This window comes from Izhakiella capsodis, from assembly GCF_900115045.1.
Classification (GTDB): Bacteria; Pseudomonadota; Gammaproteobacteria; order Enterobacterales; family Enterobacteriaceae; genus Izhakiella; species Izhakiella capsodis.
This window is the reverse complement of sequence record NZ_FOVC01000012.1, coordinates 1-23,911: the sequence shown is the minus strand read 5'-3', so window position 1 is coordinate 23,911 and position 23,911 is coordinate 1. Positions and strand designations below refer to the sequence as shown.

26 protein-coding genes, 1 tRNA gene and 1 pseudogene are annotated in these 23,911 nt (G+C 40.3%); 8 read left to right on the top strand and 20 right to left on the bottom strand.

Features of this window, described 5'->3' with window-relative positions; genetic code table 11:
- Window positions 1-2,913, top strand: a complete 2,913-nt coding sequence (locus tag BM191_RS14225) for a type III restriction-modification system endonuclease (protein WP_092879314.1) — start codon at window positions 1-3, stop codon at window positions 2,911-2,913.
- 59 nt (window positions 2,914-2,972) lie between these two features.
- Here the strand turns inward: BM191_RS14225 and BM191_RS14220 are convergent, their stop codons facing one another.
- From BM191_RS14220 to BM191_RS14205, 4 genes are all read right to left on the bottom strand, one after another.
- On the bottom strand, window positions 2,973-3,545 hold the full coding sequence (locus BM191_RS14220) for a hypothetical protein (RefSeq protein WP_092879312.1): 573 nt from the start codon (window positions 3,543-3,545) through the stop codon (window positions 2,973-2,975).
- 46 nt (window positions 3,546-3,591) lie between these two features.
- A complete protein-coding gene (locus BM191_RS14215; RefSeq protein WP_092879310.1) occupies window positions 3,592-4,842 on the bottom strand; it encodes a hypothetical protein in 1,251 nt (416 codons plus the stop codon).
- A 76-nt stretch (window positions 4,843-4,918) separates the two neighbouring features.
- Window positions 4,919-5,203: a hypothetical protein gene (locus tag BM191_RS14210; protein ID WP_092879308.1), complete on the bottom strand. Its 285-nt coding sequence runs from the start codon at window positions 5,201-5,203 to the stop codon at window positions 4,919-4,921.
- A 399-nt stretch (window positions 5,204-5,602) separates the two neighbouring features.
- On the bottom strand, window positions 5,603-6,133 hold the full coding sequence (locus BM191_RS14205; protein WP_092879306.1) for a replication/maintenance protein RepL: 531 nt from the start codon (window positions 6,131-6,133) through the stop codon (window positions 5,603-5,605).
- Window positions 6,134-7,659: 1,526 nt separating this feature from the next.
- Between BM191_RS14205 and BM191_RS14200 the strand changes: the two genes are divergently transcribed.
- Together BM191_RS14200 and BM191_RS14195 are read left to right on the top strand one after the other, a co-directional pair.
- Window positions 7,660-8,172 (top strand): replication/maintenance protein RepL, encoded by a 513-nt coding sequence (locus tag BM191_RS14200; protein WP_092879305.1) that lies wholly within the window; start codon window positions 7,660-7,662, stop codon window positions 8,170-8,172.
- On the top strand, window positions 8,159-8,533 hold the full coding sequence (locus BM191_RS14195; protein ID WP_092879304.1) for a hypothetical protein: 375 nt from the start codon (window positions 8,159-8,161) through the stop codon (window positions 8,531-8,533). Before BM191_RS14200 ends, BM191_RS14195 begins: the two co-directional genes overlap by 14 nt.
- 109 nt (window positions 8,534-8,642) lie before the next feature.
- Here BM191_RS14195 and BM191_RS17280 read toward each other — a convergent pair whose 3' ends face one another.
- From BM191_RS17280 to BM191_RS14155, 9 genes are all read right to left on the bottom strand, one after another.
- Complete coding sequence (locus tag BM191_RS17280) at window positions 8,643-9,005, bottom strand: hypothetical protein (protein WP_230479604.1); 363 nt, start codon at window positions 9,003-9,005, stop codon at window positions 8,643-8,645.
- Window positions 8,975-9,289: a RipA family octameric membrane protein gene (locus BM191_RS17275; protein ID WP_230479603.1), complete on the bottom strand. Its 315-nt coding sequence runs from the start codon at window positions 9,287-9,289 to the stop codon at window positions 8,975-8,977. The genes BM191_RS17280 and BM191_RS17275 overlap by 31 nt, the downstream gene beginning before the upstream one ends.
- A gap of 95 nt (window positions 9,290-9,384) precedes the next feature.
- The gene (locus tag BM191_RS14185; protein ID WP_092879303.1) at window positions 9,385-9,636 is read right to left on the bottom strand and encodes an H-NS family histone-like protein; all 252 of its coding nucleotides are present in this window, start codon (window positions 9,634-9,636) and stop codon (window positions 9,385-9,387) included.
- Window positions 9,637-9,765: 129 nt separating this feature from the next.
- Window positions 9,766-10,092, bottom strand: coding sequence for a hypothetical protein (locus BM191_RS14180; RefSeq protein WP_092879302.1), 327 nt, complete (start codon window positions 10,090-10,092; stop codon window positions 9,766-9,768).
- A gap of 139 nt (window positions 10,093-10,231) precedes the next feature.
- Window positions 10,232-10,495, bottom strand: a complete 264-nt coding sequence (locus tag BM191_RS14175) for a hypothetical protein (protein ID WP_092879301.1) — start codon at window positions 10,493-10,495, stop codon at window positions 10,232-10,234.
- 55 nt (window positions 10,496-10,550) lie between these two features.
- Window positions 10,551-10,766, bottom strand: coding sequence for a hypothetical protein (locus tag BM191_RS14170; RefSeq protein ID WP_092879300.1), 216 nt, complete (start codon window positions 10,764-10,766; stop codon window positions 10,551-10,553).
- A 17-nt stretch (window positions 10,767-10,783) separates the two neighbouring features.
- Complete coding sequence (locus BM191_RS14165) at window positions 10,784-11,074, bottom strand: hypothetical protein (RefSeq protein ID WP_092879298.1); 291 nt, start codon at window positions 11,072-11,074, stop codon at window positions 10,784-10,786.
- Between the two features lie 27 nt (window positions 11,075-11,101).
- The gene (locus tag BM191_RS14160; RefSeq protein WP_092879297.1) at window positions 11,102-11,290 is read right to left on the bottom strand and encodes a helix-turn-helix transcriptional regulator; all 189 of its coding nucleotides are present in this window, start codon (window positions 11,288-11,290) and stop codon (window positions 11,102-11,104) included.
- A 149-nt stretch (window positions 11,291-11,439) separates the two neighbouring features.
- Window positions 11,440-12,375: a DUF6387 family protein gene (locus tag BM191_RS14155; RefSeq protein WP_092879296.1), complete on the bottom strand. Its 936-nt coding sequence runs from the start codon at window positions 12,373-12,375 to the stop codon at window positions 11,440-11,442.
- 627 nt (window positions 12,376-13,002) lie between these two features.
- On the opposite strand from BM191_RS14155, the gene BM191_RS14150 reads away from it, so the two are divergent.
- Window positions 13,003-13,078 (top strand) — tRNA-Asn (locus BM191_RS14150).
- 762 nt (window positions 13,079-13,840) lie between these two features.
- Here the strand turns inward: BM191_RS14150 and BM191_RS14145 are convergent.
- On the bottom strand, window positions 13,841-14,380 hold the full coding sequence (locus tag BM191_RS14145; protein ID WP_092879295.1) for a DUF2058 domain-containing protein: 540 nt from the start codon (window positions 14,378-14,380) through the stop codon (window positions 13,841-13,843).
- Window positions 14,381-14,610: 230 nt separating this feature from the next.
- Between BM191_RS14145 and BM191_RS14140 the strand changes: the two genes are divergently transcribed.
- Window positions 14,611-16,071, top strand: coding sequence for an AMP nucleosidase (locus BM191_RS14140; RefSeq protein ID WP_092879293.1), 1,461 nt, complete (start codon window positions 14,611-14,613; stop codon window positions 16,069-16,071).
- Between the two features lie 13 nt (window positions 16,072-16,084).
- Here the strand turns inward: BM191_RS14140 and BM191_RS14135 are convergent, their stop codons facing one another.
- The 4 genes from BM191_RS14135 to dacD form a co-directional block, all read right to left on the bottom strand.
- A complete protein-coding gene (locus tag BM191_RS14135; protein ID WP_092879291.1) occupies window positions 16,085-16,981 on the bottom strand; it encodes a Kdo hydroxylase family protein in 897 nt (298 codons plus the stop codon).
- A 291-nt stretch (window positions 16,982-17,272) separates the two neighbouring features.
- Window positions 17,273-17,590 (bottom strand): DUF496 family protein, encoded by a 318-nt coding sequence (locus BM191_RS14130; RefSeq protein WP_092879289.1) that lies wholly within the window; start codon window positions 17,588-17,590, stop codon window positions 17,273-17,275.
- Between the two features lie 164 nt (window positions 17,591-17,754).
- A complete protein-coding gene (locus BM191_RS14125; protein ID WP_092879287.1) occupies window positions 17,755-18,813 on the bottom strand; it encodes an FUSC family protein in 1,059 nt (352 codons plus the stop codon).
- A 238-nt stretch (window positions 18,814-19,051) separates the two neighbouring features.
- Window positions 19,052-20,221: a serine-type D-Ala-D-Ala carboxypeptidase DacD gene (dacD, locus tag BM191_RS14120; RefSeq protein WP_269017642.1), complete on the bottom strand. Its 1,170-nt coding sequence runs from the start codon at window positions 20,219-20,221 to the stop codon at window positions 19,052-19,054.
- A gap of 916 nt (window positions 20,222-21,137) precedes the next feature.
- Between dacD and BM191_RS17270 the strand changes: the two genes are divergently transcribed.
- Entirely contained in the window at window positions 21,138-21,296 is a 159-nt protein-coding gene (locus BM191_RS17270; protein ID WP_230479602.1) for a DUF5993 family protein, read from the top strand.
- A gap of 10 nt (window positions 21,297-21,306) precedes the next feature.
- Entirely contained in the window at window positions 21,307-21,873 is a 567-nt protein-coding gene (locus BM191_RS14115) for a disulfide bond formation protein B (RefSeq protein ID WP_092879285.1), read from the top strand.
- Window positions 21,874-22,217: 344 nt separating this feature from the next.
- Here BM191_RS14115 and BM191_RS17590 read toward each other — a convergent pair whose 3' ends face one another.
- Together BM191_RS17590 and BM191_RS14110 are read right to left on the bottom strand one after the other, a co-directional pair.
- Entirely contained in the window at window positions 22,218-22,433 is a 216-nt protein-coding gene (locus BM191_RS17590; protein WP_143088840.1) for a tail fiber protein, read from the bottom strand.
- Between the two features lie 225 nt (window positions 22,434-22,658).
- Window positions 22,659-23,093, bottom strand: a complete 435-nt coding sequence (locus tag BM191_RS14110; protein WP_092879283.1) for a hypothetical protein — start codon at window positions 23,091-23,093, stop codon at window positions 22,659-22,661.
- A gap of 163 nt (window positions 23,094-23,256) precedes the next feature.
- Between BM191_RS14110 and BM191_RS14105 the strand changes: the two are divergent.
- A pseudogene (locus BM191_RS14105) lies at window positions 23,257-23,568 on the top strand (DNA polymerase I); the annotation flags it as partial.
- Between the last annotated feature and the right edge of the window lie 343 nt (window positions 23,569-23,911).

Below are 23,911 nucleotides of genomic sequence, written 5' to 3'. Positions count from 1 at the left end.
ATGTCTAAAGGGTTCACATTCGAAAAGAATTTACCTCATCAAAAGGCTGGCGTTGATGCGGTGATGAATGTCTTTGTATCTGCCATACCTCGTCATACGGATAATATTTCTATCCGTATGTTAGCTAATCCAGAACTGAGCCTTACTGAACAACAATACTACAACAACATAAAAAATGTTCAAAAGTTCAATAACATTCAGCATGGAAAAGATAATTACGATGCTAAAAGCAATGTTATTGATGTTTCTATGGAGACAGGAACAGGTAAAACCTATACCTACACAAAAACTATTTTTGACCTAAACAAATCTTTTGGCGTTAACAAATTTATCATTATTGTTCCTACTCTTTCAATCAAAGCAGGAACTGTAAAATTCTTAAAAAGTGATGCTTTAAAAGAACATTTTAGAGATGATTACGAGCGTGAATTAAAGACTTATGTTGTTGAAAGTCAGAAAAACACTGGAAAAAACACAAAATCGTATATGCCTCAAGCTATTCATGATTTTGTTGAAGCAAGCAATTTTAACAAAAAATATATACACGTCCTAGTAATCAACTCAGGGATGATTAACTCCAAGTCTTTGACTGACACTTATGATGTTGGTTTGCTTGATAATCAGTTTGATACGCCATTTTCTGCTCTTAATGCGGTTAAACCATTTATTATTATTGATGAACCTCATAAGTTCCCCACAGCTAAAAAAACATGGGAAAATATTGAGAAATTTAACGCTCAATATATTTTTCGTTATGGTGCAACCTTTAGTGAAGGCTATAAAAACTTAGTTTATCGTCTGACTGCCGTAGATGCGTTCAATGAAGATCTTGTAAAAGGCATTGATGCTTACATTGAAGATATAGTTGGTGATGGTAGTGCTAACCTCAAATTTGTTAAATCAGACGGAAAAGAAGCCACTTTTGAACTAAATGAAAATGGCAATAAAAAAACATTAAAATTAGCGAAAGATGAATCACTATCAAAAACACATAGTGCAATTCATGATTTAACACTCGATGCTCTAAACAAAAGTACAGCGGTGTTGAGTAATGGTATTGAGTTAAAAATTGGTAGCTCGATAAATCCTTACTCTTACGATCAGACACTTGCTGATAACATGATGCTTAAAGCAGTCAAAGAACACTTTAAGTTAGAAAAAGGGTATCTTACACAAAGGCCACGCATAAAGCCTCTAACTCTTTTCTTCATTGACGACATTGAGGGGTATCGTGATGGTAATGATATTGCAGGAAGCCTGAAAGCTAAGTTCGAAGAGTACGTTCTGTCAGAAGCTAATGAACTTTTAAAAACAGAAAAAGACGAATTTTATAGAAACTACCTTGAAAAAACTGTAAAGGATGTATCTTCTGTTCATGGTGGATATTTTTCAAAAGACAACAGCGATAAAGATGATAAAATCGAGCAAGAAATTAATGAAATCCTTCATGATAAAGAGCTTTTATTATCTTTAGATAATCCTCGCCGTTTTATTTTTTCTAAGTGGACATTGAGGGAAGGCTGGGATAACCCAAACGTATTCCAGATCTGTAAGCTACGTTCAAGTGGTAGTACCACATCTAAACTTCAAGAGGTAGGTCGTGGTTTGCGTCTACCTGTGAATGAATACATGTGCCGTGTGAAAGATCGCAATTTTACTCTGAACTACTATGTTGATTTTACGGAAAAAGATTTTGTTGATTCTCTTGTCAAAGAGGTCAACGATAGCTCCTTCAAAGAAACTGTTCCAAGTAAGTTTACTCAAGAGCTTAAGGATAAAATCCTATCTCAGTATCCTGATCTTTCATCCAGAACACTCATGAATGATGTTTTTGATGATGAAATCATTGATGAGAATGACAACTTTAAAGATTCTGACTCTTATACACGCTTGAAAGGTAAATACCCGGCAGCATTCCCTACTGGAGTAAAACCAAGCAAAATTAAAAAAGCTACTGATGAGAAAAAACGTACTAAAATGCGTGTTGGTAAGTTCAGTGAACTTAAAGAGTTATGGGATTTGATCAATCAGAAAGCGGTCATTGAGTATAAAATAAACAACGAAAGTGAATTCTTATCTATTTTCAAGTCATTTATGCTCGAAGAAACAGAAAGGTTTACTAAATCTGGTGTTCACACTCGGATTGATAGAATTTACATTCATAATGATACGGCAATGTCTAAAAGTATCGTCAGTAATGATGACGACTTTGCTAAACTCAATACAATGACCTATCGAGAGTTTCTTGATAACTTATCACAAACTATTTTTGCAAAGCACGATACTATGCATAAGGTATTTTGTGAGATAAAAGATACTTTCAATATCACTGACTACCTGAATATTCAGACAATTAGAAAGATTAAATCTGGCTTTAGTAAGTATTTGTTGAACAATTCATTTAACAAATTTAGTCTTAGCTACAATGTGATTTCATGTTCTATTCATCCTACAAAATTCACTAATGCTGACGGTAATCCTCTAAATGAAGTATTATCAAGCGACCTTGGTGTATTGCAGGATAATACAAAACCACCATTGGATTCTTATCTTTTTGAAGAAGTCTTTTATGACTCAGAGCTTGAAAGGCTCAACATAACAGATGGAGAGATCCAGTCTGTAGCTGTTTTTACAAAGATACCAAAGAACTCCATTAAGATTCCGGTAGCAGGCGGATACACATACTCCCCTGACTTTGCGTATGTAGTTAAAACGACAGGAGGAGATTACTTGAATTTTATCATTGAAACCAAAAATGTAGATGGTAAGGATAGTTTACGACTAGAAGAACAGCGTAAAATTGAACATGCTCAGGCATTGTTTAATCAAATAAGCAAAACAATCAAAGTTGAATTCATGACTCAGTTTGCTAATGATGAGATTTATGAGTTAATTAAAAGTACTCAACCATAGTTTTAAAGTCAAGGAGGTGAAAACCTCCTTACTAAAAGAGAATAATTTTGATTCAAAAATCATCTATAAATAACCTGCGTCAAATTATTACCTTTGCCACCACTCTTAACCAAAACATTAACCCCTTGTCTAAGCCCTGTGGCAACAAGCTGGTTATACTGCTGATCATTGACGTAGAGGTTATAGATATCACCACTTGTCATAACAATTCTCGCTCTGTATCCACCCTTGCCATCACCTTTCCATTCACCAAGCTCTGTATTAAAGTCTTCAGGCTCGGAATAAGGATCATTATCACGCGAATGGTCAAGTGGAAGCATCACTCTGGTTTTATCACCTTCATCCTTAACACCTACCGCTGATTTTGTATTGCTCCAAATACTGCTTAATGCGGTAGAGATATCATCAGTGGATTGTCCCGCCTTATGTACATTAGCCGCCTTCTGGCTTTGCTGCGTATATTTCTGATACTGTCGTACTGACATACCATCTTTACCCATAACAGGATAGATAAGCGTTACACGCCCTGTAATTGCTTGCCCCTCTTTAAGCTCATAGAGGTTTTTAGCAAATACCGAACTTGAAACAAATAAGCCGAAGCAAATAACACAAGCGTGTAAAGTTGTATTCATTTTTAATACCTTATAAAAAAGCCCTGCTTACCAGGGCTAATGAGAATCAATTGATTTGACCAGAAATTAAATCGCTAGTGCCGTTAATTCCGATGTAATGAAAATCAACATGAGTCAGGAAAGATCTTACATTATTCCGCACCATTCCATTTTCACGGTAGGGTTTCCAGTCATCAATAGCGACATATATAATTTGATAGAACGAGGTATTACCACCCGTAAATATCTTACTCCACTCACGTGCCTGAGCTTCATCAGTTGGACTCGCTTTGCAGTCTAGTAGTACATTTTCTTTAGGAACGATTACGGCATAGGCATTTGAGAAGCTTGTGATGTTAAATCCGCTGTAGCGTAGGTGACCGGATGCTTCGCAGCCCATCCCCTTCTCCACGGAGAAGGTTTTATGAGTAAAATCATACTTTTCGGGTAGATAGAACGAACCATCCACCTCTGATGGATGCTCGTTGAGATAAACTGCATCAACAGGAATACCCGCAGGTTTACTTGCCGTATCAGAGACAATATATTTGATGTACCTGACAGTTTGGTGCTTCTCTGCCTGTGCCAGTAGGCGTGGTAAATCTGACTTAACCAGGTCATTCTTTGTAAACTGATCAGCACTATTACGATACATATCAGAAAGTAATGTCATTTTTTCGTCGTCTGACAATTGCGGGTTATTCGCAACATAAGCGAGTTTAAGCTGTTCGGATGATACATAATGATAATCGCTTAAAGGCACTGTACGATAGGTTTTAGCCTTATCAGACAGTTCAGACTGCTGCTGCACGTATTCACGCCTCTGTTCACCATTAACGAACTCATCAAAAGTACTCTGCTCTTTGGTTGGTTCCACATCAACGCTTTTTGCAAATTTCATTTCTTTAGGATAAGCAATAATAAACGCACTTCCGTCATCCGCTTTACTCAGTTTTGCCGTAAACTCATCGTCGATGCCCTTACCTTCATTCAAAACAGGCAAAGCTTTATATGAAAAGACGCAAAATTTATTATCCGGGCCATCATACTCACCAGGAATAGCTGAATCGGCTTTACGCTCATGTTTAAAACTAAGAGTAATATGATTTTGTTTTACAAAATCATCGTAATTCTTAAAAAATGATTTTTGCTTATCAGTAAGACTATCCCAGACAGATTTAGCTATATTTTCTGTTGCTTTTATTTTTATCTGAGGGTTATCACAGCTAATTACATCAATGGATTGTGTTTTACCATCACATCCAGCCAGAACTAATGCAGCAGCCAGTACTGTCAGAGATAGAGAATTCTTTTTCATAATTAGCTATTCGCTTGTATGCAGACAAAGAAAGACCCACACCAGAACATCCTCTGTTTGTGGGCATAATATAGAACTAACGAGCTGTTGGCCTAATCCACGATACCTTATCTTTATTCTTCATTTTCAAATAGAGAATGGGGCCGAGTATCATCGTAAGCAAAACGATAACCATAATTGGCATTGAGTGTGTTACATACGCAATTAAAAAAGCAGTAGGGATGCCAAGAATCGTCCCCACTCCAGCTAAACCTTTTATAGTTTGCTGGCTGACATAACCTTTCACTCTTTCAGCACCACAACCACGACAGACAGAAGCGCTTTCTGGAACGACTGTACTGCAATATGGACATTCCGACATGCTATTTCCTCACCTTATCACATCTAAGTAATTGATATAATTGATCTGAGTGAACTTGATGTCATATCGTTTTTATCGATCAAATAAACTCATATTGATAGGTTTTGGCTATCTATACGGATAGAATGATCGTTACAATCAATTAACTGCCGATCAATAACCTTATATTGATAGTTAGCGCCTATCATAATGCCATTATTGATCGTTTTTACGGATCAGATTGGGTTTTACCTTGATTGTGTTAAACAGCGGTCGTTCAAAAGATGACCTACAAAAAATCTGTAGTAGATTCAAATATTCATCATCCAATAGCTTTTCTTCATTGTATTGTGCGTAAATCGTTTAATAAAAAACCCTAATGTACCAATTAAACTTTCCCAAAAAATGAAATGTACGCTTTTACGTTATCTTCTTTGTTTCGGTCATTATGTAGGATTTAACAAATGACAAACGATCACCATTGAACATATAGTCAGGATTAATAAAATAATAATTCTGGATCATTGTTTCTGCTATGAATTGCTTCTCAACCAACTCCTTCATACCCTTAAAATAGGTGGTTCTAGAAATTTTTACAGCTTTCATATCTATAATATCATATGACATTAAAATAGTGTCTGTATCCTTCTGTTCCTGCATTGCTCTGTATAGTATTTCAAAAACTTTTGTTCCAGCGGAAGACAACTCAGTAATAGCTTTAACACCATTTACATAAAGTTTTAGAAACTTTGTTTTATCTACTTCTTGATACTGAAAGAAACCCGCACCGCCTAAGTACTCACCTGTATTTTCATTTACGACCATGAGCTTATCATTTCCTGTAGAAATTCGTCTTAACCCACCCTTTGTATTATTACTCGCTGACAAGATAAATGGATTTTTAAAATATCGTTGCAATCCTCTTCTTGATTTTCTTATTTCTGTTGACATTTTTATACCTTTTATTATATTTATCTTTTTTAATTATCATATTTTATTTAATAGTCAACACTTAAAGTCCATTTATTTTAAATAAAATAATATTTAAAGTTTCTTTAACTGATATTTAAAGTATTAAAATTTTAAATAAAACCGAACTTCATATTTATAGATGAGAATGATTATTAGTTAAAGTCCCCAAATCGCGGACTTTAACTCCCGAGATCGCGAACTTGGTTTTAAGCTATATCTGGCCTGAAAGCACTTTCCTTCTTCATTATTCATATAGAGCGAAGCGATAAGTGATCTTCATTGTTTTTAGAATTTTAAAAAGATGACGATTTTCTTTTATTATAAGTAATCCTACACGGCTGTTATGCCGTGTCTTAGGGTTTCATCTTTTCTTATAGAACCATACGCAATTTTAGTTGCGTCATTGGGTTTATGATTATATTGACTTTTTCTTTATCACTAAAATCCTATAACCCTGACTTATGCTTCTTTGCCCTTTAAGGGGCAACCAGCAGGTCAGGTTGTTATAACAATTTTTACACGTTAGTTTTACAGCCCATATCGAGGACTTGCTCGATATAGTTACTATTAAAATAATTAAATCTAATAACTAATTTTTCTGTGCAGTACATTCGCTTGCTCATATACTGCTTTAAAGGTAAAAACCAAAAGATCGATAAAAAGCTGGTATCTTGTTTTTGTTGCAAGCAACAAAACCGCTATGCGCTCACGCGCACTGAGGACTAAAATAGAATGATTTTTCTGACTACATTGATTTTCTTCATCGCGTGAAGAACTTTCTTCATTTTAACGGCGGAAAATGAAGTAAATCAATGTACCAAGTGAAGAAAACCGTTTTTTAATTTAAATCAAAAGGGCGAGAGCCAGGCTTTTAGCGATTGAGCGCGTTAGCTCAATCAAGACAACTTCCTTTATCAAAGGGTTTTAATTTTACGGAATGCGAATAGAATGAGCATGTAGCAAAGAAAAACGTCTATCCATAGGAATACATTGCCTAATATCTTCCAAGCTCATACAGGCGTTGCTGGTTGCCCCTAAAGGTAAATAAGTAAATGCCCCGTGATAAGGTTTGTTACTGAATAAAAAAGAATACTTCAATTCTCAATGAACACCACAGGCACAACATAAGGTTGTGCAGGTGTTTAATAACACAATTAAGAAAAGTGGTTTTCATTAATAAACTGGCGGAACATCTAGTTTAAGTAAAATTTTTCCAGTCGGAACTCCATTGGGGCGATATTAAGATCGCACAAGTTTCCGTTGCCCTCTTAGATCTTATATTTTTTATGCTTCTTAATGAAAAAAATAGCCATATAAACAATGCATTAAAAAGTCTTTTTCTTCATGTTTGTTGATTTTTCTTCGGGTTTGTAGATCTTTCTTCGGGTTTGTTGCATTTTACTTCAATATTAATACTAAAAATGAAGAAAATTCTTCAAGATATATTTGACAATTTAAAAAACATAGTTATATATGGATTTTATAATAATACAAAAGGAAATATAATGAACAACAACGCCTATGAGAAAAATCCATTTATATTGCAAAATGGTATTGAAATCGAAACGAAAGATAAAAGAAGAACCATAGCTCGTGGAGAAAAATTTGAATCACCAGAGGGAGAACGATACGAACGTGTCATTCACTCTATACAGGAAGTTGACAAAGAGAAATTCGTTAAACTTTTCATATCTAAGATCCGTGTTCTCTTTGATCTGTCCCTGACAGGTAATAAGCTATTTTACATATTCCTTTTTTCCATTTCTGACGCAATTGGTAAAGATCAGGTTTATATGAATTTTGAAACAGCAAAAGATATAGCAAGTCAGTGTGATTTCAACTTATCCAATCCTGTTTTTTATCGTGGAATAAAAGAGCTTATAGACAAGCAGATCATAGCGCCAAGCAAATCTAAGTATATTTACTATATCAATCCTGCTGTGGTGTTTAATGGCGACAGAGCCAGATTTATCGAAGAAATAAAAATAAAAAATGGAGATAAAAATGCTAAAAAATGAAATAACCGCAATACTCAACATTCATAACGACGAAGACGGTATAGCCAACATCATAACAAAATCACTTATTCGTTATTACTCTGTTAATGGCATCAGCCATGACCAGTTCCAGGATAATTATTTGAACTACCTGAGAATGATTTTCTCCGGTCGTCGGTTCCATTTTTTGGACAAAGAAACTCTACTGTCATGTAAAGACCAGATCCTTAGCGCTGTCATGGCCGCAGTATGTGAAGACCTTACTGATGCGGTCGGGTCAGATGAGGGCTACCTGTCCTTAAAATGGCAACCAGAAGCGCTGAAAGCGGTTCTGGTAGAGCTTTTTGATAATAGGCAGATTCTAAGCATAATCAGCCGCTAATTAATAAAGTAGTTATGCTTTGCAAACTGGCTATCCGCATTGATAGTAAAGAGTAAACCAAACTTCTTGTCCATTATAAAATTTTAATTGCATCTAAATATAAAAACTCTCATCTAATTTTTGTTTCTCGCTTAACTACGCGAGGTGAGTGCTTTTCCTTGTGAGTTTTACCGAAGCCAAACATCATAACACAGACAAAGAAAGTTATAAGTATAACAGACATATGCATTAGGATCTTTATCCATTCGTCCAAAGGTAACGCAAGTGGGTGTAAAGACTTATAAGTAGAAAATGCAATCAAAATAAGCCATGAAAAGACAATAAAGGCAGCAACCCACTGATTTATTTTTGACACAGATACAGGTAGGGGGCCTGTTATGAATTTGTCAGCGTAATTTTCAAACCCTGGTCTTTCTAATAAGGTCTTATATAATGGACCAGTTATAGATGATTCTCCCAATTCTCTTGCCAATATTTGCTTCCACGACTTGAAAGAAACCATGCAAAAGTAAATACAAAGCCAGCACATGAGACTATAAGAGATAGAAAAAACTTTCCGGGGATTTTTTCAGATGCAAGTATGGAAAAATAGCCTGCAAAAGCTACGGCTATTAACGCCCAGAAATATGCCGCTCTTTTCCAATAAAGCTCAATCTCAAATTTTCTAATATCTGAAACCTGATCGAATGCAGCTTTCAGTTTTTTAGAGTCTTTATTCTTTACCTCAAATCTTAGATCGTATTCATCTTGATCCATAGTGTAAAACCTCTTTAATCACATTTTCCACTCAATTTTAACAATGCATTTCTATTTTCGGAACCATAACTTTACTACGTAAATATATTTATATCTTACATCGCTCTCCAGAAATCAAGCAACAGATCCTCAACACAAATCCCATCCTTTTCAATCTGCTCAAGGATTTTCTTCATTTTGACCTTCCGTGCAGCCTCTTCACCGATCTCTGTATAGTACTCCTCTCGCCGTTCAGCTACCACTTTTCTGAACTTAACCAAAACCTGTTCAAGCGTTTTGATATCAGTTGTGGCAGCAGCTTGCTGGATGTCTCTGTACTGATATAGGATGTGAAACTCTTCAATCATTTTAAAAAACTCTTCTATTAGACTTTGATAACAATGTTAACTTTCAAAGGCTGATTCCAGCCCTTGAATTACTAATCGTAAATAATTAATTAGCATTTGTTTTATGTACATTTGTCAGTGTGTCAAAAATTATTTTATTTTGCTGTTCATTTTTTTGGATTTTATATATTCTTGATACATACATTCCAACATATATTTTGTCTTTTCTATATCAACTTCTTCAAAAGAATAATGCATTCCTTTTAATATATCTTTACCAATTTCAATTTCTTCTCTGGTACGATATATTATTTCATTAACGAGATGCATCCTGAATTCATCTGTCATAACAATAATAGCTACTCCCTGCACCTCAGCTTCCTTTTCCTCTATAAAACTCAAAAAGCGATTCATTGCATACAAAGAGAAAAATTTGGTTGAATCTTCTTCATTACTTTCAATATTTTTAGAACTCATATTATTTTCCTTATATTTTATTATACATAATAAAAACCTCTGTTTCTGCCATAAAAAATGACAGTACATTAGTCTTCTTTTAATTTTTTACATCATGTTTATCAAAGGCTGTTTCCAGCCTCAGAACTTTTAATTAATTTCATTCTTCATCTTCAAATTTATAAGTCACAAGCATTTTCTCTCCTCTCGATATCATTTCATGAAAATAATCCATTCCTTTTTCTTTACCATAATGCTTCATAACTTCCTCATAATACTGGTTACGTATTAGCGATTTCACATCATCTCTGTTCGCATTTAAATCTGCAATGGTATACCCACGTTCTTTCTTTAGCTTTCTTAAATAATCTGAAATTAAACCAAAAGACTCTTTCAAAATTTTATTATATTCTTTTCTTCTCATATCACGCCTCTCTGTTATTATTTTTTATGAATCAATATTATTTCTTTATTTTTAATTAAATCTTCATACAATTAAACCTTTCTGCCGCCTCTTGCCCATACACTAATGTCAGGATCAGTTCTGCTCCATCACGCAATGCGTCATAGGCTCCACCCACATTATTTGCTACATCATCATTTGTATAACCTAATTCCTCATGCACTTCTTTTAAAAACTCTGCGGTAAACTCTTCAACAACCTTAGTCATTTCTTTAACCAGTTTCTTATTCATTGTATTATCCTTATGTTTTATTTAAATCTAACCAGAGCATCACCTTTGGAAATCATAATTCCAATATGATTAGAAAGACTTTCTGAAGTTTCCTCAGCGAATTCATTAAAAAAATAAGCTGCTTCCTCTTGACCATATTCCTTTATTACTTGCTCCATTGCTAATGAAGTTATTAATTGGTTAAACTGTTCCATAACTTCATTTTGATCTTCATTCTGTAATGATAATTCCTCTATAATTACCTTATGTGCTTCCTGGATTGCAGCACCCATAAAAATAAGCATTTCATAATATTTATTCTTGTTCATATTTTATTCCTCTGTTATTTTTTAAATTTAAGATCTTGTACTGTTAACTAAATTATCTATCCAACTATCAATTTCACTTTCTATAAAGGCAATCGCTCTCTCACCGATCTTTATTGGTTTAGGAAACCGTTTCTGTTTAATAAGCCGATAAATCCATGCCCTACAAAATCCTGTCCTATTAAGGACTTCGTTCATTCGTATTAATTTTTTATTCATGTTGTTTTCTCCTGTTTGTTTCGACGAGGAGAATTATCGGAGATTTGGGGGTATGAAAAAATTGATGGGATTAAGAAGGTCTTTCTGGGGAACTCAAAGAAGCTTGTTTACAGGGATAAGATTATTTCTCTTACCCCTTGACTTTCATATTATTTTCCTTCTCTCTCATTCATCTTGTACACTTCACTTACCTTCATATCCATTAAGTGTCTGTTTTTATACAAAAACATCGTGAAGAGATTATCAAATTCGTTGGTAAGTGCTTTCTTGGCAAGTGGCCTGTCTGTTTCTTTGATTTGCACCTGATCACGACAACCCTCCATGCCCCAACGGTAGAGAAGCTGTTCCAGATCCTTGTCACTGAGTTTGTAATTATTTAATTTCGCGTGATAAAGAAGGTCTAAAATAGGAATGACTCGAAAATCAACTATTTTTAGAACCATCGCTTCCCCGAAACCATAAGTAAACTGGCTTAGTTTTGGCTTGATGCCCGTTTGCTTACGCCATCGGTCTAACAGATAGCGCAATGATTCAATGATTTGATTGTCTGTTGATAGACTTAAATTGATTTCCAGATTAAATGCACTTCCTGCTTTTAAAGCAAGGTTCTTCTTCTGCACGTCAGTCATCTTCCTGGATTCAATTAGTTGCTGAGCATATATCCGTTTGTATCGCAGGATAGGTTGTTGCAACCAATACCTGTTATTTTCCTCGAAGAATTTTACAGTGTTTTCTCCGTAGTTTAGCAATCCAGTGTTTTTGATATCCTTTTCCAATTGATAAAGCTTACCAGCGGTCATAAGCCTGACATGTTGATCACTTGTATAAGACTCTACATCGTCTTCTGTTAGCCCAGAGGCTATCAAGGGCTTCCCTGAAAAGATTAACTCCCTTTCTTCAAGGTTAGCCTGGCTCACACACCATTCTGGTTCATCGCTTTCCAGCGCTTCTTCTAGTTCTTCAAATATTGCCTTTCGTTTGCGGATCTCTTGGCAAAGTTGTAATACGGTTATATCTTTTAAAACATTGTAATTTTCAGGCTTAAACCATTTTGTTAACTCAACTTTTTTAGCTGCGGTTACCATCAGTAATTCCTCTTATAAACAGGCTCTTACTATACGATAGCGGTTTCCAAAAGTTGACAGGTTTGATTTTCTGAGGTAACAATTCTTGTGATATCTACTGACGTATACTGAGATAAATAATTGAATATAATTGACTTTCCATCCATACAGATTAAATAATGTTGGTAAAAATACTGGTAAAAAATCAGTTAACTTTTACAAACCCAATAACAGAAGGAGTTACAGATGAAGTTCGAGTCCAGTCAGAGGAGCCAGATTCAGAAAAGCCCGCACAGAGAAACCTGAGCGGGCTTTTCGCTTTCTGCAAATGAAAATCTCCCAGCGGCGATGCCCCCTTCGGACTTGCTCTTAAACACCAATCAGGCTTCGCGCGACTGACCACCAGCTACCCTAATCAGACATTGCGTGCTATGACTAATCTCATTACCAGCAATGACGGATTGCCTCTCATTTTAGCCACGGTCAACATGACTCTGCGTTGAGTTATCCGCAAGGACTTTGCTGAACCTCGACATTTGGCGCTTTAGGCGACTAAAATGATTATTTATTCAGCGAATGATTAAAAAGGTGAAATCTGCCTTTGACAAGGCCACAAGCCATCGTTATTATGCGCCCCGTTCAAACGATTCCTCTGTAGTTCAGTCGGTAGAACGGCGGACTGTTAATCCGTATGTCACTGGTTCGAGTCCAGTCAGAGGAGCCAATTTAGAGAGTGTAGATGTCTAAGAACATCTACATTTTCCTTTCATATCAACTCTCTATTCCTCTTCTCTTATCTGCTAACGTCCACTGAAAAATACCAAAATACAGTCATTTTGATGGTAGATTAATAGCGTTGAATACTGACGTATGCCGTTCCGATTTTTACGCAAAGTTAGTTACTGTAGAGCAAGGTTATTATAATGCCGCCATTCATCAATGGTGACTTTTATTTCTTACCTGTTTTATATCTGAATATTTACTATTTCACAGCAACGGAGATAGTATTTAAGTATTATTATTGAGATGACACATCATGGATATAAATATAAGTAGACGGGATTAAAGCGGGATACAGACAAGCCATATTCCCCAGCCCGTTTCACCACTGCGGCGTAAGAGCCGCTGCGTCCGGCTATCAGGGGGGCCTTGTGCGCATTCCACACTGAGCGACCGTAGATTGGCGTTGACAGTGGATCATTGTTTCTCAGCCATTCAATCAATCGTGACCGGCTAATTTTCTCTATGGCTATCTGCGCTATTATTGATTCACCTTCTGTACGTCATATCCCAGCCTGCCCAAGCCCGTCGGTACGCCTGCCCTCCAGGCCCATTTGTCGGCAACGCGAACATCACGCCTTAAATCGATATTTTTTTCTATCCCACACTGCATGAGCTTTTCTTTAGGTTATCACACCGACAAGCGAGGCCTCGTGAGAAAGCCGTTGTTTTTTTAATTCACACCCATTTATTGCGCCGCTGTCGTTTACCACATCAAATCATCAGGCACTTTGAAATCAGCGTAGGGATCGTCCTCGCCCTCTTCTTGCTGGCTGAGGGTACTGTTTAATACGATGCTACCAGGATCACGCTGGGCGATTTTGTCCGCGACACTGGCCGGAATAACTGCGTACTGGCTCTCGCCTGCGTTTTCTGAAACCAGGCGCGCAATAGCGAGACGGCCATTAATTAATTGGGCCTGAGTTTGCTTATCAACAAAAATTTTTTTAATGAGGTTATTATCGGTGAAGTTAAAGCCAATTTCGCCTTTTATCGTAGTAACTCTATTCATTTCAATCAGTTGCTTTATCTGGGCTTTATATTCTTTGGACAAAGCCAACCGCTTCTGCTGCTCATTGAGCTGCTTATCACGCTCAAGCTGTGCTTTTTTATTCTCCTCCACCGCCTCCCGTGCTTCCCGCGCCTGAACGCGTGATTTTTTAGCCGTTTTTTGCACTTTGGCCATTTTTTTGCTGCTAACCAGCCCGGCTTTCAGCATCTGTTCCTGTAGGGTAAGTTTTGTCATTGTCACGTCTGGCTCCATTAATCATGCCCGCAATAATACCAGATTGCGCGGCTGGTCAGCCATGATGCCGGAAAATCAGTAACCAAATTTATCCTTTCAGAACACCGTAAACCAGATAGCGCGTTGATACACTTTTTGCCGCAGCGCCGTAATCATGCGGCTACTAATGCGTAATCGACTGACTTCAGCTAGCATGCAAGGATAATGCTCGATTGAGATGGAGATTAAAAATGGCCGGCCCACACATCGCTACGTCACCCAAGGTAAACGCCGCGCTGGATCGGCTTGAACAGTTGTATGATAGTGCAGTGAACGCATTGCGCCTGGCGATTCAGGCGTTCATCGCCTGCGGTGAACTTCCTGATGCAGCGGCGCGGGCGGCTGGATTATTCGTTTATCCTGAACTGCGTGTTCATTGGGAGGGTGGCGCGCAGCAACAGCGCCTTACCAGAGCGTTCGCTCGTTTCACCCACCCCGGGCAATATGCGATGACCGTTACGCGACCGGCGCTGATGCGCCATTACCTTGCGGAGCAGTTAACGCTGCTGGAGAGTGACTATCGGATTGCGATCGAAGTGCTGCCTTCACAGCAGGAAATCCCCTTCCCCTACGTCATAGATGGCTCCAGCCTCAATCTCGATCGCAGTATGAGCGCCGGACTGACGCGTTATTTCCCGACTACCGAGCTGTCGCTCATCGGTGATGAGAATGCCGATGGAGTATTGCATCAGGGCGAAGTGCGGAAGCTTTCTCATTTTGATGCCCTGCGTACCGACTTCTCCCTCGCCCGCCTGCGTCATTACACCGGTACTTCACCGGAACATTTTCAGTCTTATGTGCTGTTCACCAACTACACCCGCTACGTTGATGAGTTTGTCCATTGGGCCTGCGAGCAAATTAAAAAAAACAGCACTGACTGGCTGTCGCTTTCCTGCGCTGGTGACGTAATGATTACGCCGCAAACCCCGGATGCTGAAGCCGCTATTTCTGACCTGACGTGGAAAAAGCATCAGATGCCGGCGTGGCATCTGATGGCAAAAAATGGCAAGGGTATAACCCTGGTGAACATCGGCGTCGGCCCCTCCAACGCGAAAACGATTTGCGATCATCTTGCCGTCTTGCGGCCACATGTCTGGCTGATGATCGGCCATTGCGGCGGCCTGCGTGAAAGCCAGTCAATTGGCGATTATGTGCTGGCGCACGCGTATCTGCGCGACGATCACGTACTTAACAGCGTGCTACCGCCAGATATTCCGATCCCCAGCATTGCCGAGGTGCAACGCGCATTGTACGACGCAACTAAGCAAGTAAGTGGTATGCCGGGCGAACAGGTTAAACTTCGACTGCGTACCGGCACGGTAGCCACGACCGACGATCGTAACTGGGAGCTTCGCTATGCCGCTTCAGCGCTTCGTTTCAATCAAAGCCGCGCCATTGCCGTGGATATGGAAAGTGCAACCATCGCTGCCCAGGGTTATCGCTTCCGCGTGCCTTATGGCACACTACTTTGCGTATCCGATAAGCCGTTGCACGGCGAAATTAAACTGCCGGGACAAGCCAATCGCTTTTATGAGGGCGCCATTTCTGAGCATCTGCAAATAGGCATACATGCCATACAGCTGCTGCGCGCCGAAGGTGACAGCCTGCACTCACGCAAGCTGCGTACCTTTGATGAGCCGCCGCTGCGTTGAGTTCCGGCAAGGGTCATAACAACGCCTTGCCTGCCAACGATTCCAGTACCCTCAGCGGGGAGTATTCCGGATGTTTCATTCCCTGGACAGGCAACTGCCAGGTCTGTTCCAGCATAAACTGCCCCGCCATCGCTGCATGAGGCGTTTGATCAGAAAAGCAGATCCAGCTACTGCCAGGTGGAAACTGGAAACTCAACTGTAAACCCTGTTGCTGATAGTGTTCATCGCTTTTCATCTTGTCGTGCATCCGTAACATCAGCGCATCATAATGGGTACGCCGCCTTTTAGTTATGCCAGCGAGATGCTGCAACCAACTGGATAAGGGTGAATAACCGCCGAGATGTGGATAAAAGCGCCGTGCCAGCTGTGGAAAATCTTCACCTATTCGCCATTCACGACCTTCACCATGCGGGTTGATATTTGTGAAAATACGCAAAATACGCTCACCGTGCATCGGCCTGGAGGGGAAAGCATCGACGTGCAGCCTGCTGTCATCTTTGCGCCACGAGCTACTTTTACGCCATGCAGCCACCGGATGTAAACGCAGGGTATTTACCGGTGAATGCAAATACTGCTGATACTCCGGCAGCAGCGCCGTAACCAGAGTTTTACATGACTGGTAATGGCGCGACAACAGCGTCTCAATCGCCGTGCAATCCGCCTGATAAGCAACACCAGTCAACCTGCCAATCTGAGGATTGTAGCTGATGTTTTTTCTCTTAGGGTCAACCCGACTGACATCCAGCAAAACCTGTTCCCGTGCTGATAAATCAAAAGAAAGGTGTGGCAGAAACAACACTTTACCTTTTTCTAATTCCGTCACCTGACTGCCCTCGGGATCCGGCTGAGTCCAGCTATAGCAGGCTAACTCCTTAAGCGTGTTTTCCGGCGTTAAATCATAACCTTGCATTTTACATCCTTATTTGCAAAATAACTTTTGCCGACAGTGTAAAACCGTGTCAAGCCACGTGTAGTCTAACGTAAACGGTATTTTGCCAAAGTGATTATGTAACAGATACGCAAAATGTGCACACAACGTACACAATTGGAACAAATAAGACCGGCCATGGAATGAAAAAGCGCCACACTACTGCGCTATCTGATTAATAACTAATGGGGATGAATGGGATGTAACGCTGACTTGTCGTTACTTGCTCATTATAAGGAAGGGCACGCCCTTCCTTATACTTTTTAGCGCTTTTCAGGCTTTCGGCTCGCCGGGCTTCTTCAGCTTTTTCGAAATCTCTTTTCGCTCTTTGGACAGATCGGCATTTTTAATTATGTGATCATCAACGCGCTCTTCATAGTCAGCGCGCATACTGGCGATGATTTCCTGGATCGCCTCAATGCTCATTCCCGGTTTAATGTATTCACTCAGGTTATCGAGTAACAGTACACGCTTCTTGTTATCGCGTATTTTTTTCTCATTATCGAGGATCTCACGCTGAAGCTTATTTTTACGACGGAAAAGCCGCACGAACTCAAGAACATTCTGAAATGACTGTTTTGCATTTTCCATGTTGACACCTTCTTACTGTTAGCCTGTAAGCACAGGCAGCTTAAGTTTCGCCTTCAGCTAAGCAGATCCTACTTCGTTGAGGACAATTCAGACATCGATAATCGGATTAGCGTCTATTTTACCCTGAAACCGTCGGCGCCGATACGCGTGGTTTTCTCAGTTGTTTACTTACGCATTGCCAGTCTAACCAGATCGTTTATTCGCTCCAGCTGTCCGGCCATTTCTATACTAAGCCAGGCATAGCCGTAAGCCGCTACCTGTTGATGATTATTAATTTGTTGTTCACTCAGCAGCTCACGAAGTTCACGGCTACTGGCTGCCAGCGCTTCACTGGTCAACACAGTTTTATCGGTGTCTCCCTCCAGCAGGCTGCGAGACAGCGTCCGCAGACTACTTTCGATCTGTTGCTGAGTCGCGCGCAGCGTCGGGGCACTGAGCAACATCAGATGAGTTTCGCGGGAGGACCACCAGGCGTTAAGCTGTAATTCAAGGGTACAGACCATATTACGATTGAGCGTCTGTATCCCTTCAAAAACGGACTTTGGAATGCGCGATTCTTTACTGGCTGGCACTAACATTGAACGCATTTTAACAACTGATGCCATCAGGTGTTGAAGCGGATTTTTTAAATAGGGACGCTCAACCAGATAGGGTGAGAATCCGGCGTGATATATTTTTGCAGTTTCCAGTAAAATGTCAGAAAGCCCGATACGCCACTGAATGTGTGCGCGTGCCGGCCAGATGCTGGTATAAATTAACGCCAGTACCGAACCAATAATGACATCGCCGCCGCGCCAGAGCGCCCTTCCGATATCTCCCGGAGCCGCGCCGCTGACCACAGCCAGCGTAATGCCGATAAGCAAGGCCATATAAGGGTGCTTACCCAGGGTTAAAAAGCCACAGGTAAACATCACAATGGCACACCAAGCCAACATAACCGGTAAGGAAAACAACTCAAGGTAGAGAGCAATCAGTCCGGAAATGAGGCCAATTATCGTTCCAATTATACGCTGCAAAGCACGGGGAAATACGTTACCCCAGCGGGATACTGGCCCCATGACGACTACGACGGTGATAAGCGGCCAACTGCCTTCGGGAATATTCAGCAGGCGAACCAGCATGAGGGTAAGGACAAAGGCCAACGCAATCCGCACGCCGTGAACAACGCGATGATAGCGATATACCTTGAGTTTAAAGTCAGAAATGGGCTTGTCGGGTCGCAATCCTAAGCTCCGTCATCAGAAACAGCGCCCAGCATACTCTACTATTCATAAGTCATAACAACAATACGCGATTATTCTTATGTAAATCTCCTGCTTTTAAAATAATGATCATGAATTTAACATGTTAATTATTCAGTCATTACTCATCATTCACCGTTAATACACACTCTAATCATGTTTTCTTTTGCCAGGATCGATCGGGAGCGGGCCTGGGGCTACCCGATCGCCAGGGCAGAGCTTATATTTTCAGTGAAATATAATCAGAAATACGCGTGAATAAACCGGCCTCTTTAACCTGCTGCAATGCCATCAGTGGGTAACTGGCAAGCTCTTTGTTTTTATCATAAACCTGTACAGTACCAATCTGCTGATCGGCTTTGATAGGCGCCTCAAGATTCTTTTTATCAAAAACGTAGCGCGCGGTGATCTGTTTTACATCATTTTTTGGCACCGAAAGATAAATATCTTTGTCGACGCCAGCATTAACCTGCTGGGGATTACCGTACCATACTCGTTCGTGGGTAAGGGCTTTACCACCGTGAAAGAGTTGAAGAGTACTGAAGTTATTCTCTCCCCAAATCAGCAACTTACGCGCCTGCTCCTCACGTCCGAGCGAACTTTTAGCCCCCATAACGACCGCAATCAGGCGCTGATTACCGTCAACGCTCGAAGCTATAAGATTGAAGCCAGCAGTTGCAGTATGACCCGTTTTCAATCCGTCTACGTGCAGCGTTTTATCCCACAATAAACCGTTACGATTTTGCTGAGTAATACCGTTCCAGGTCAGCTGTTTTCCACTATAGAGTTTATAAAACTCAGGCTTACCATGAATGATATCACGTGAAAGCTTTGCCATATCCAGCGCGGTGGAGAACTGTCCCGGTGCATCAAGACCATGAACAGTTTCAAAATGCGTATTCATTAACCCGAGCTTTTTGACGTAATGATTCATCAGCACAACAAAGTTTTTCTGATTGCCCGCGACATAATCCGCCAGCGCGACGCACGCATCGTTACCTGAGTCAATAATCATACCACGACTCAATTTCCGAACGCTGAGCTTATCCCCCGGCTTGAGAAACATTAGTGAGGAGCCTTTAAATATAGGATTACCCGCCGCCCAGGCATCTCTCTTGACGGTCACAATGTCATTACTGCTAATCTGATGGCTTTCGATCGCCTGGTCAACGACGTAACCGGTCATCAGTTTTGTCAGACTGGCAGGGTTTCGGCGCTCATTTTCGTTGGCATGAGTCAGCACCTGACCGGTGGTCGCATCCATCAAGACCCAAGAGGCGGCGTCAATCGAGGGAGGGATAAGCGGAAAACTGATTGAGCTTTCACCTGACTGGGCGTAAGCAAAACCCGCAATAAAAAAAGAGCAACCGATCAATAAACGCGTTTTCAAGCCAATATCCTCAAACAGCGAACTAAAAACAGTGGCCGATGTTTTACGTCAATCGTTCCCATAGAGTGTTATCTAATTGCAAGTAAATGTTTTTTATTGGCATAACCCCATAACAAGCGCAGGGTGCAAAGGTATCGCTGACAGCAGGCAAACCCGCGCATTTACGAATACCGTTATGCTGGCACCCGACAATTAATGCCATTACCCTTTAAGCTCAGATAGACGATCGGCGACGCTCAGGGATTTAACCCGCCGGTCTGATTAGATAAATGTGATGCAACCGCATTTTCTGACGGAAAGGTATGGCGTCGTATCCCTGCACCAACAGATGCCTTGACTTCAGGATCACCCTTTACACGCAACGATAAGTACCGGATGAATCTCATTAATCACTCATAAACAGAAACTTTTAACAATTATGCGGGATAATGCCATGTCTCCTGATACGTCAATTTTGCCGACAATCTGCTAACACCTTATATTTCTGATCGCGTTAGCGACGGCATGGCATTTCTCAGGTAACAAGCAGAGCAATCAGTAAAAAATATCTTATTACAAACAACATGTTATCCAGCAGATCCTGCATGATAAATCACATCAGATTTTCTAATAACCAATGATAAGTAACATTTAAGGAAAATGATTGAGTTTTAGATTTACCCGCACGCCAGAATCTCTGTCGACGTTTTCAAATAGGTTCATTTACAGTATAAAACGTCGTAGCATTACGCAAAGATACTGAATAAAAACAGGCCCGAAAAGTATGCTTTTAATCCCCCTCAGTGAAAAACCGTGAAAAATCATAGGCGCATTTTATCGAAATATACCTATGCTGGTAGCTTGAGGTGATACTCAGCTATAGTCGCTGCTTGTGAAAGTGTGTATTCTCATCTTCTTTCAAAAATGGAGTCTGCGTATGTTCATGTTTCTGCCCTTCCTTATCGCCTTGTGCGCCGCATTCAGTACAATCGCTTCAAAAAGAAAATACAGTTATTTTCTTTGGCTGGGGCTGCTGATTGTGACTTTATTTTGGTTCAAACACCACGCATCAAGCATATTAACTTTGTCATTTTGAGGATACCTTCATGAAATCCGGGCTAAGCATGAGTAACAGCCATCGCCTCGCAATTTGGCTGAACATAATCGGACTTTTTGTGATCAGTTTGATACTGATAATTGCATTCTACTACCAGTTGGCTTTGTATGAATTACCCTGCCCGCTTTGTCTGTTGCAGCGGGTCGGCATGATGTTAATTGGCTTTGGTTTTTTATTTAATCTCTGCCTGGGAATTAAAAATATACATTACAGTTTTGCATTAATTGGCTGCGTGGTAACCGGGATTATCGCTGCGCGCCAAGTCTTTTTGCATATTTTGCCCGGGGATTCTGGATACGGTTCAGCGATGTTGGGTTTGCATTTTTATACGTGGGCGTTATTAGCTTCCATTTTCACTACTGTCGCTATTGCCGTGGTAATGGCTTTACCTCCAGACGAATCTGCGTCATCGTTGGTAACTAAATCGTTGACTGTCAAAGTCGTGATTACACTCTTTATCTTGTTAATAACCGCTAATTTAATATCAACAATACTCGAGTGCGGCGGTGGGCAATGTGCCGATAATCCCACCTTTTATCAACTACTAAAACTATAGCTCCTCTATGGCGATATGCCTGTATCGCCATTTTTAAAGTACAGATAATTTCAGTAAAACAGCGCTGTCAGACTAAAATGGTTAAGTTGAAAACGTCACCCAGTCAGCTCTGTGACCATGTGGCCGAAAGCATGCCTTTGGTTGTAAATGCAGGGTACGATATCGTACTAACCATTTGCGATAAAGTTCTCTGAAAAGCGCGGAGACAGCATCACGGTGTCAATTGCACTCATCTCCATTAATCCCGAACGGCTACAGGTTAATCTGTTGAGCGCTGGCGGCTAGGGTAGGTATCTGTAGCGCAAGAATCAGTTACGCCGCATAGAATCACGCCAGATCCCTGCCTATGCAGACATTGTGGTAACACCGCATAAAAGTAGGGTGGATAACGTTAAAACATCTCTATGCAGAGGTTCTGGCAGATTATCACCCGTCAGAGTTACCCAATCTGAGCCGCCTTTTTTCATTACAATGTTGCCGTCTGTATTTGCCAGTACATCCTTCACCGCTTTACGCGTAGCCGCAACATTCTCAGCGGCGCTGTCTGTTGCGCTGCTCAGTTACCTGATACCTGCCTGAGTGAGTGAAGCCACCGGAAGATTGATAATCCCGTCGACAAGATACCTGACAGTTGCGGCCGTCAGCATATTTAGCGACGAAAAACGCTCAATCAAATGCTCAGGGTACCCTTCGACAAAGCAGCCACAGTTTAAGCCTCTTAAAAAACACCCGGCAGAACGCAGGGTGTTAATAAATATTTTAAGAATTGATGGGCATATTAAATTTCAGGGAAGCTCTTCATATATATTGTTAGTATTGTGATTGTGATGGATATCGGTATTTGTTGCTAACTTCGCCCTTGGGATAGTTCCTGTATATTTTAATAATTTATCCGTTGTAGTTGCTAGTTTCGCCCTTGGGATTGTTTCTCTATAATTCAATATGTTAATAGCCGTATTGGTCGATAGTAAATTTTCTTCCTTATTACTAATTCTGTCGAGCTGCGCGATAATATGCTCATATTTATATTTTTTATAATCCAACTTAGCTATTTTCCGTGACGCTGGTGCAAGCTTTTGAAGCTTAGCTTGTACGCAATCATTTTTGATGGAAAGCATTTCCTTTGCTAACCCCATATATTTATGATCTTTCTTTGCCAATTCAAGAACTGCTTTACTACTATCACAGAATCGAAGCCGTAATTGATTAATTACCTTCATAAAATATCTCCTGCCTTAGGTTTAGAGCAGACATTTATCACCTAAAAATAAATTATTTCTACCAAAAAACGCTCAAAAATGCATGGCAGTACATTCATATAACGTATTTAAGTTTTCATTAGAACACTGGAGCTACTGTAGACGAACCCCTATGGAGTTGTTCATGTCTAAACATCTTTATCTCGATTTAGAAACCTTCTCTGAAATACCCATTAAAAACGGTACACATGCCTACGCTGAGCATGCCGAAGTTATGCTTTTTGCGTGGGCGATTGATAGTGACCCTGTACAGATATGGGACGTTACAGCGGGAACCAAAACTCCTCTGGAACTTCGACTGGCGCTCAAAAATCCTGATGTGCTGATTTACGCCCACAATAGCCATTTCGACCGCACAGTGTTGAATCACGCCATGCCAGGTGTCGCCGCCGGTGGCGCCGAGCGCTGGCGGGATACAATGGTCAGTGCGCTGGCGAAAGTGGCACATAAGCACGTACACCACTTGATGAGTCTCACCGAGACGCCCGTCAACATCTGTTATTTCTGTCGGCCCGGAATATGGTTTACCATAAAGTAAGCAAAGTTTAGTGTCGCCTTTACCATGTTCGTGTTCTGAACCCATTCAGAACAAGGTCCTGATACTCATTTCAGGATGTAGAGTGTGAAGCACCCACTCGCAATTCAATGCAAACCAGTACAAAACAGGGTTAACACAGAAGTATTGAACAACTGAATACATAAACATACATACGCAAACGCTATCAGGTTCAAACACGCATGAGCAACGAAATACAGAGCAGTTTTCTTTTCCATGACTA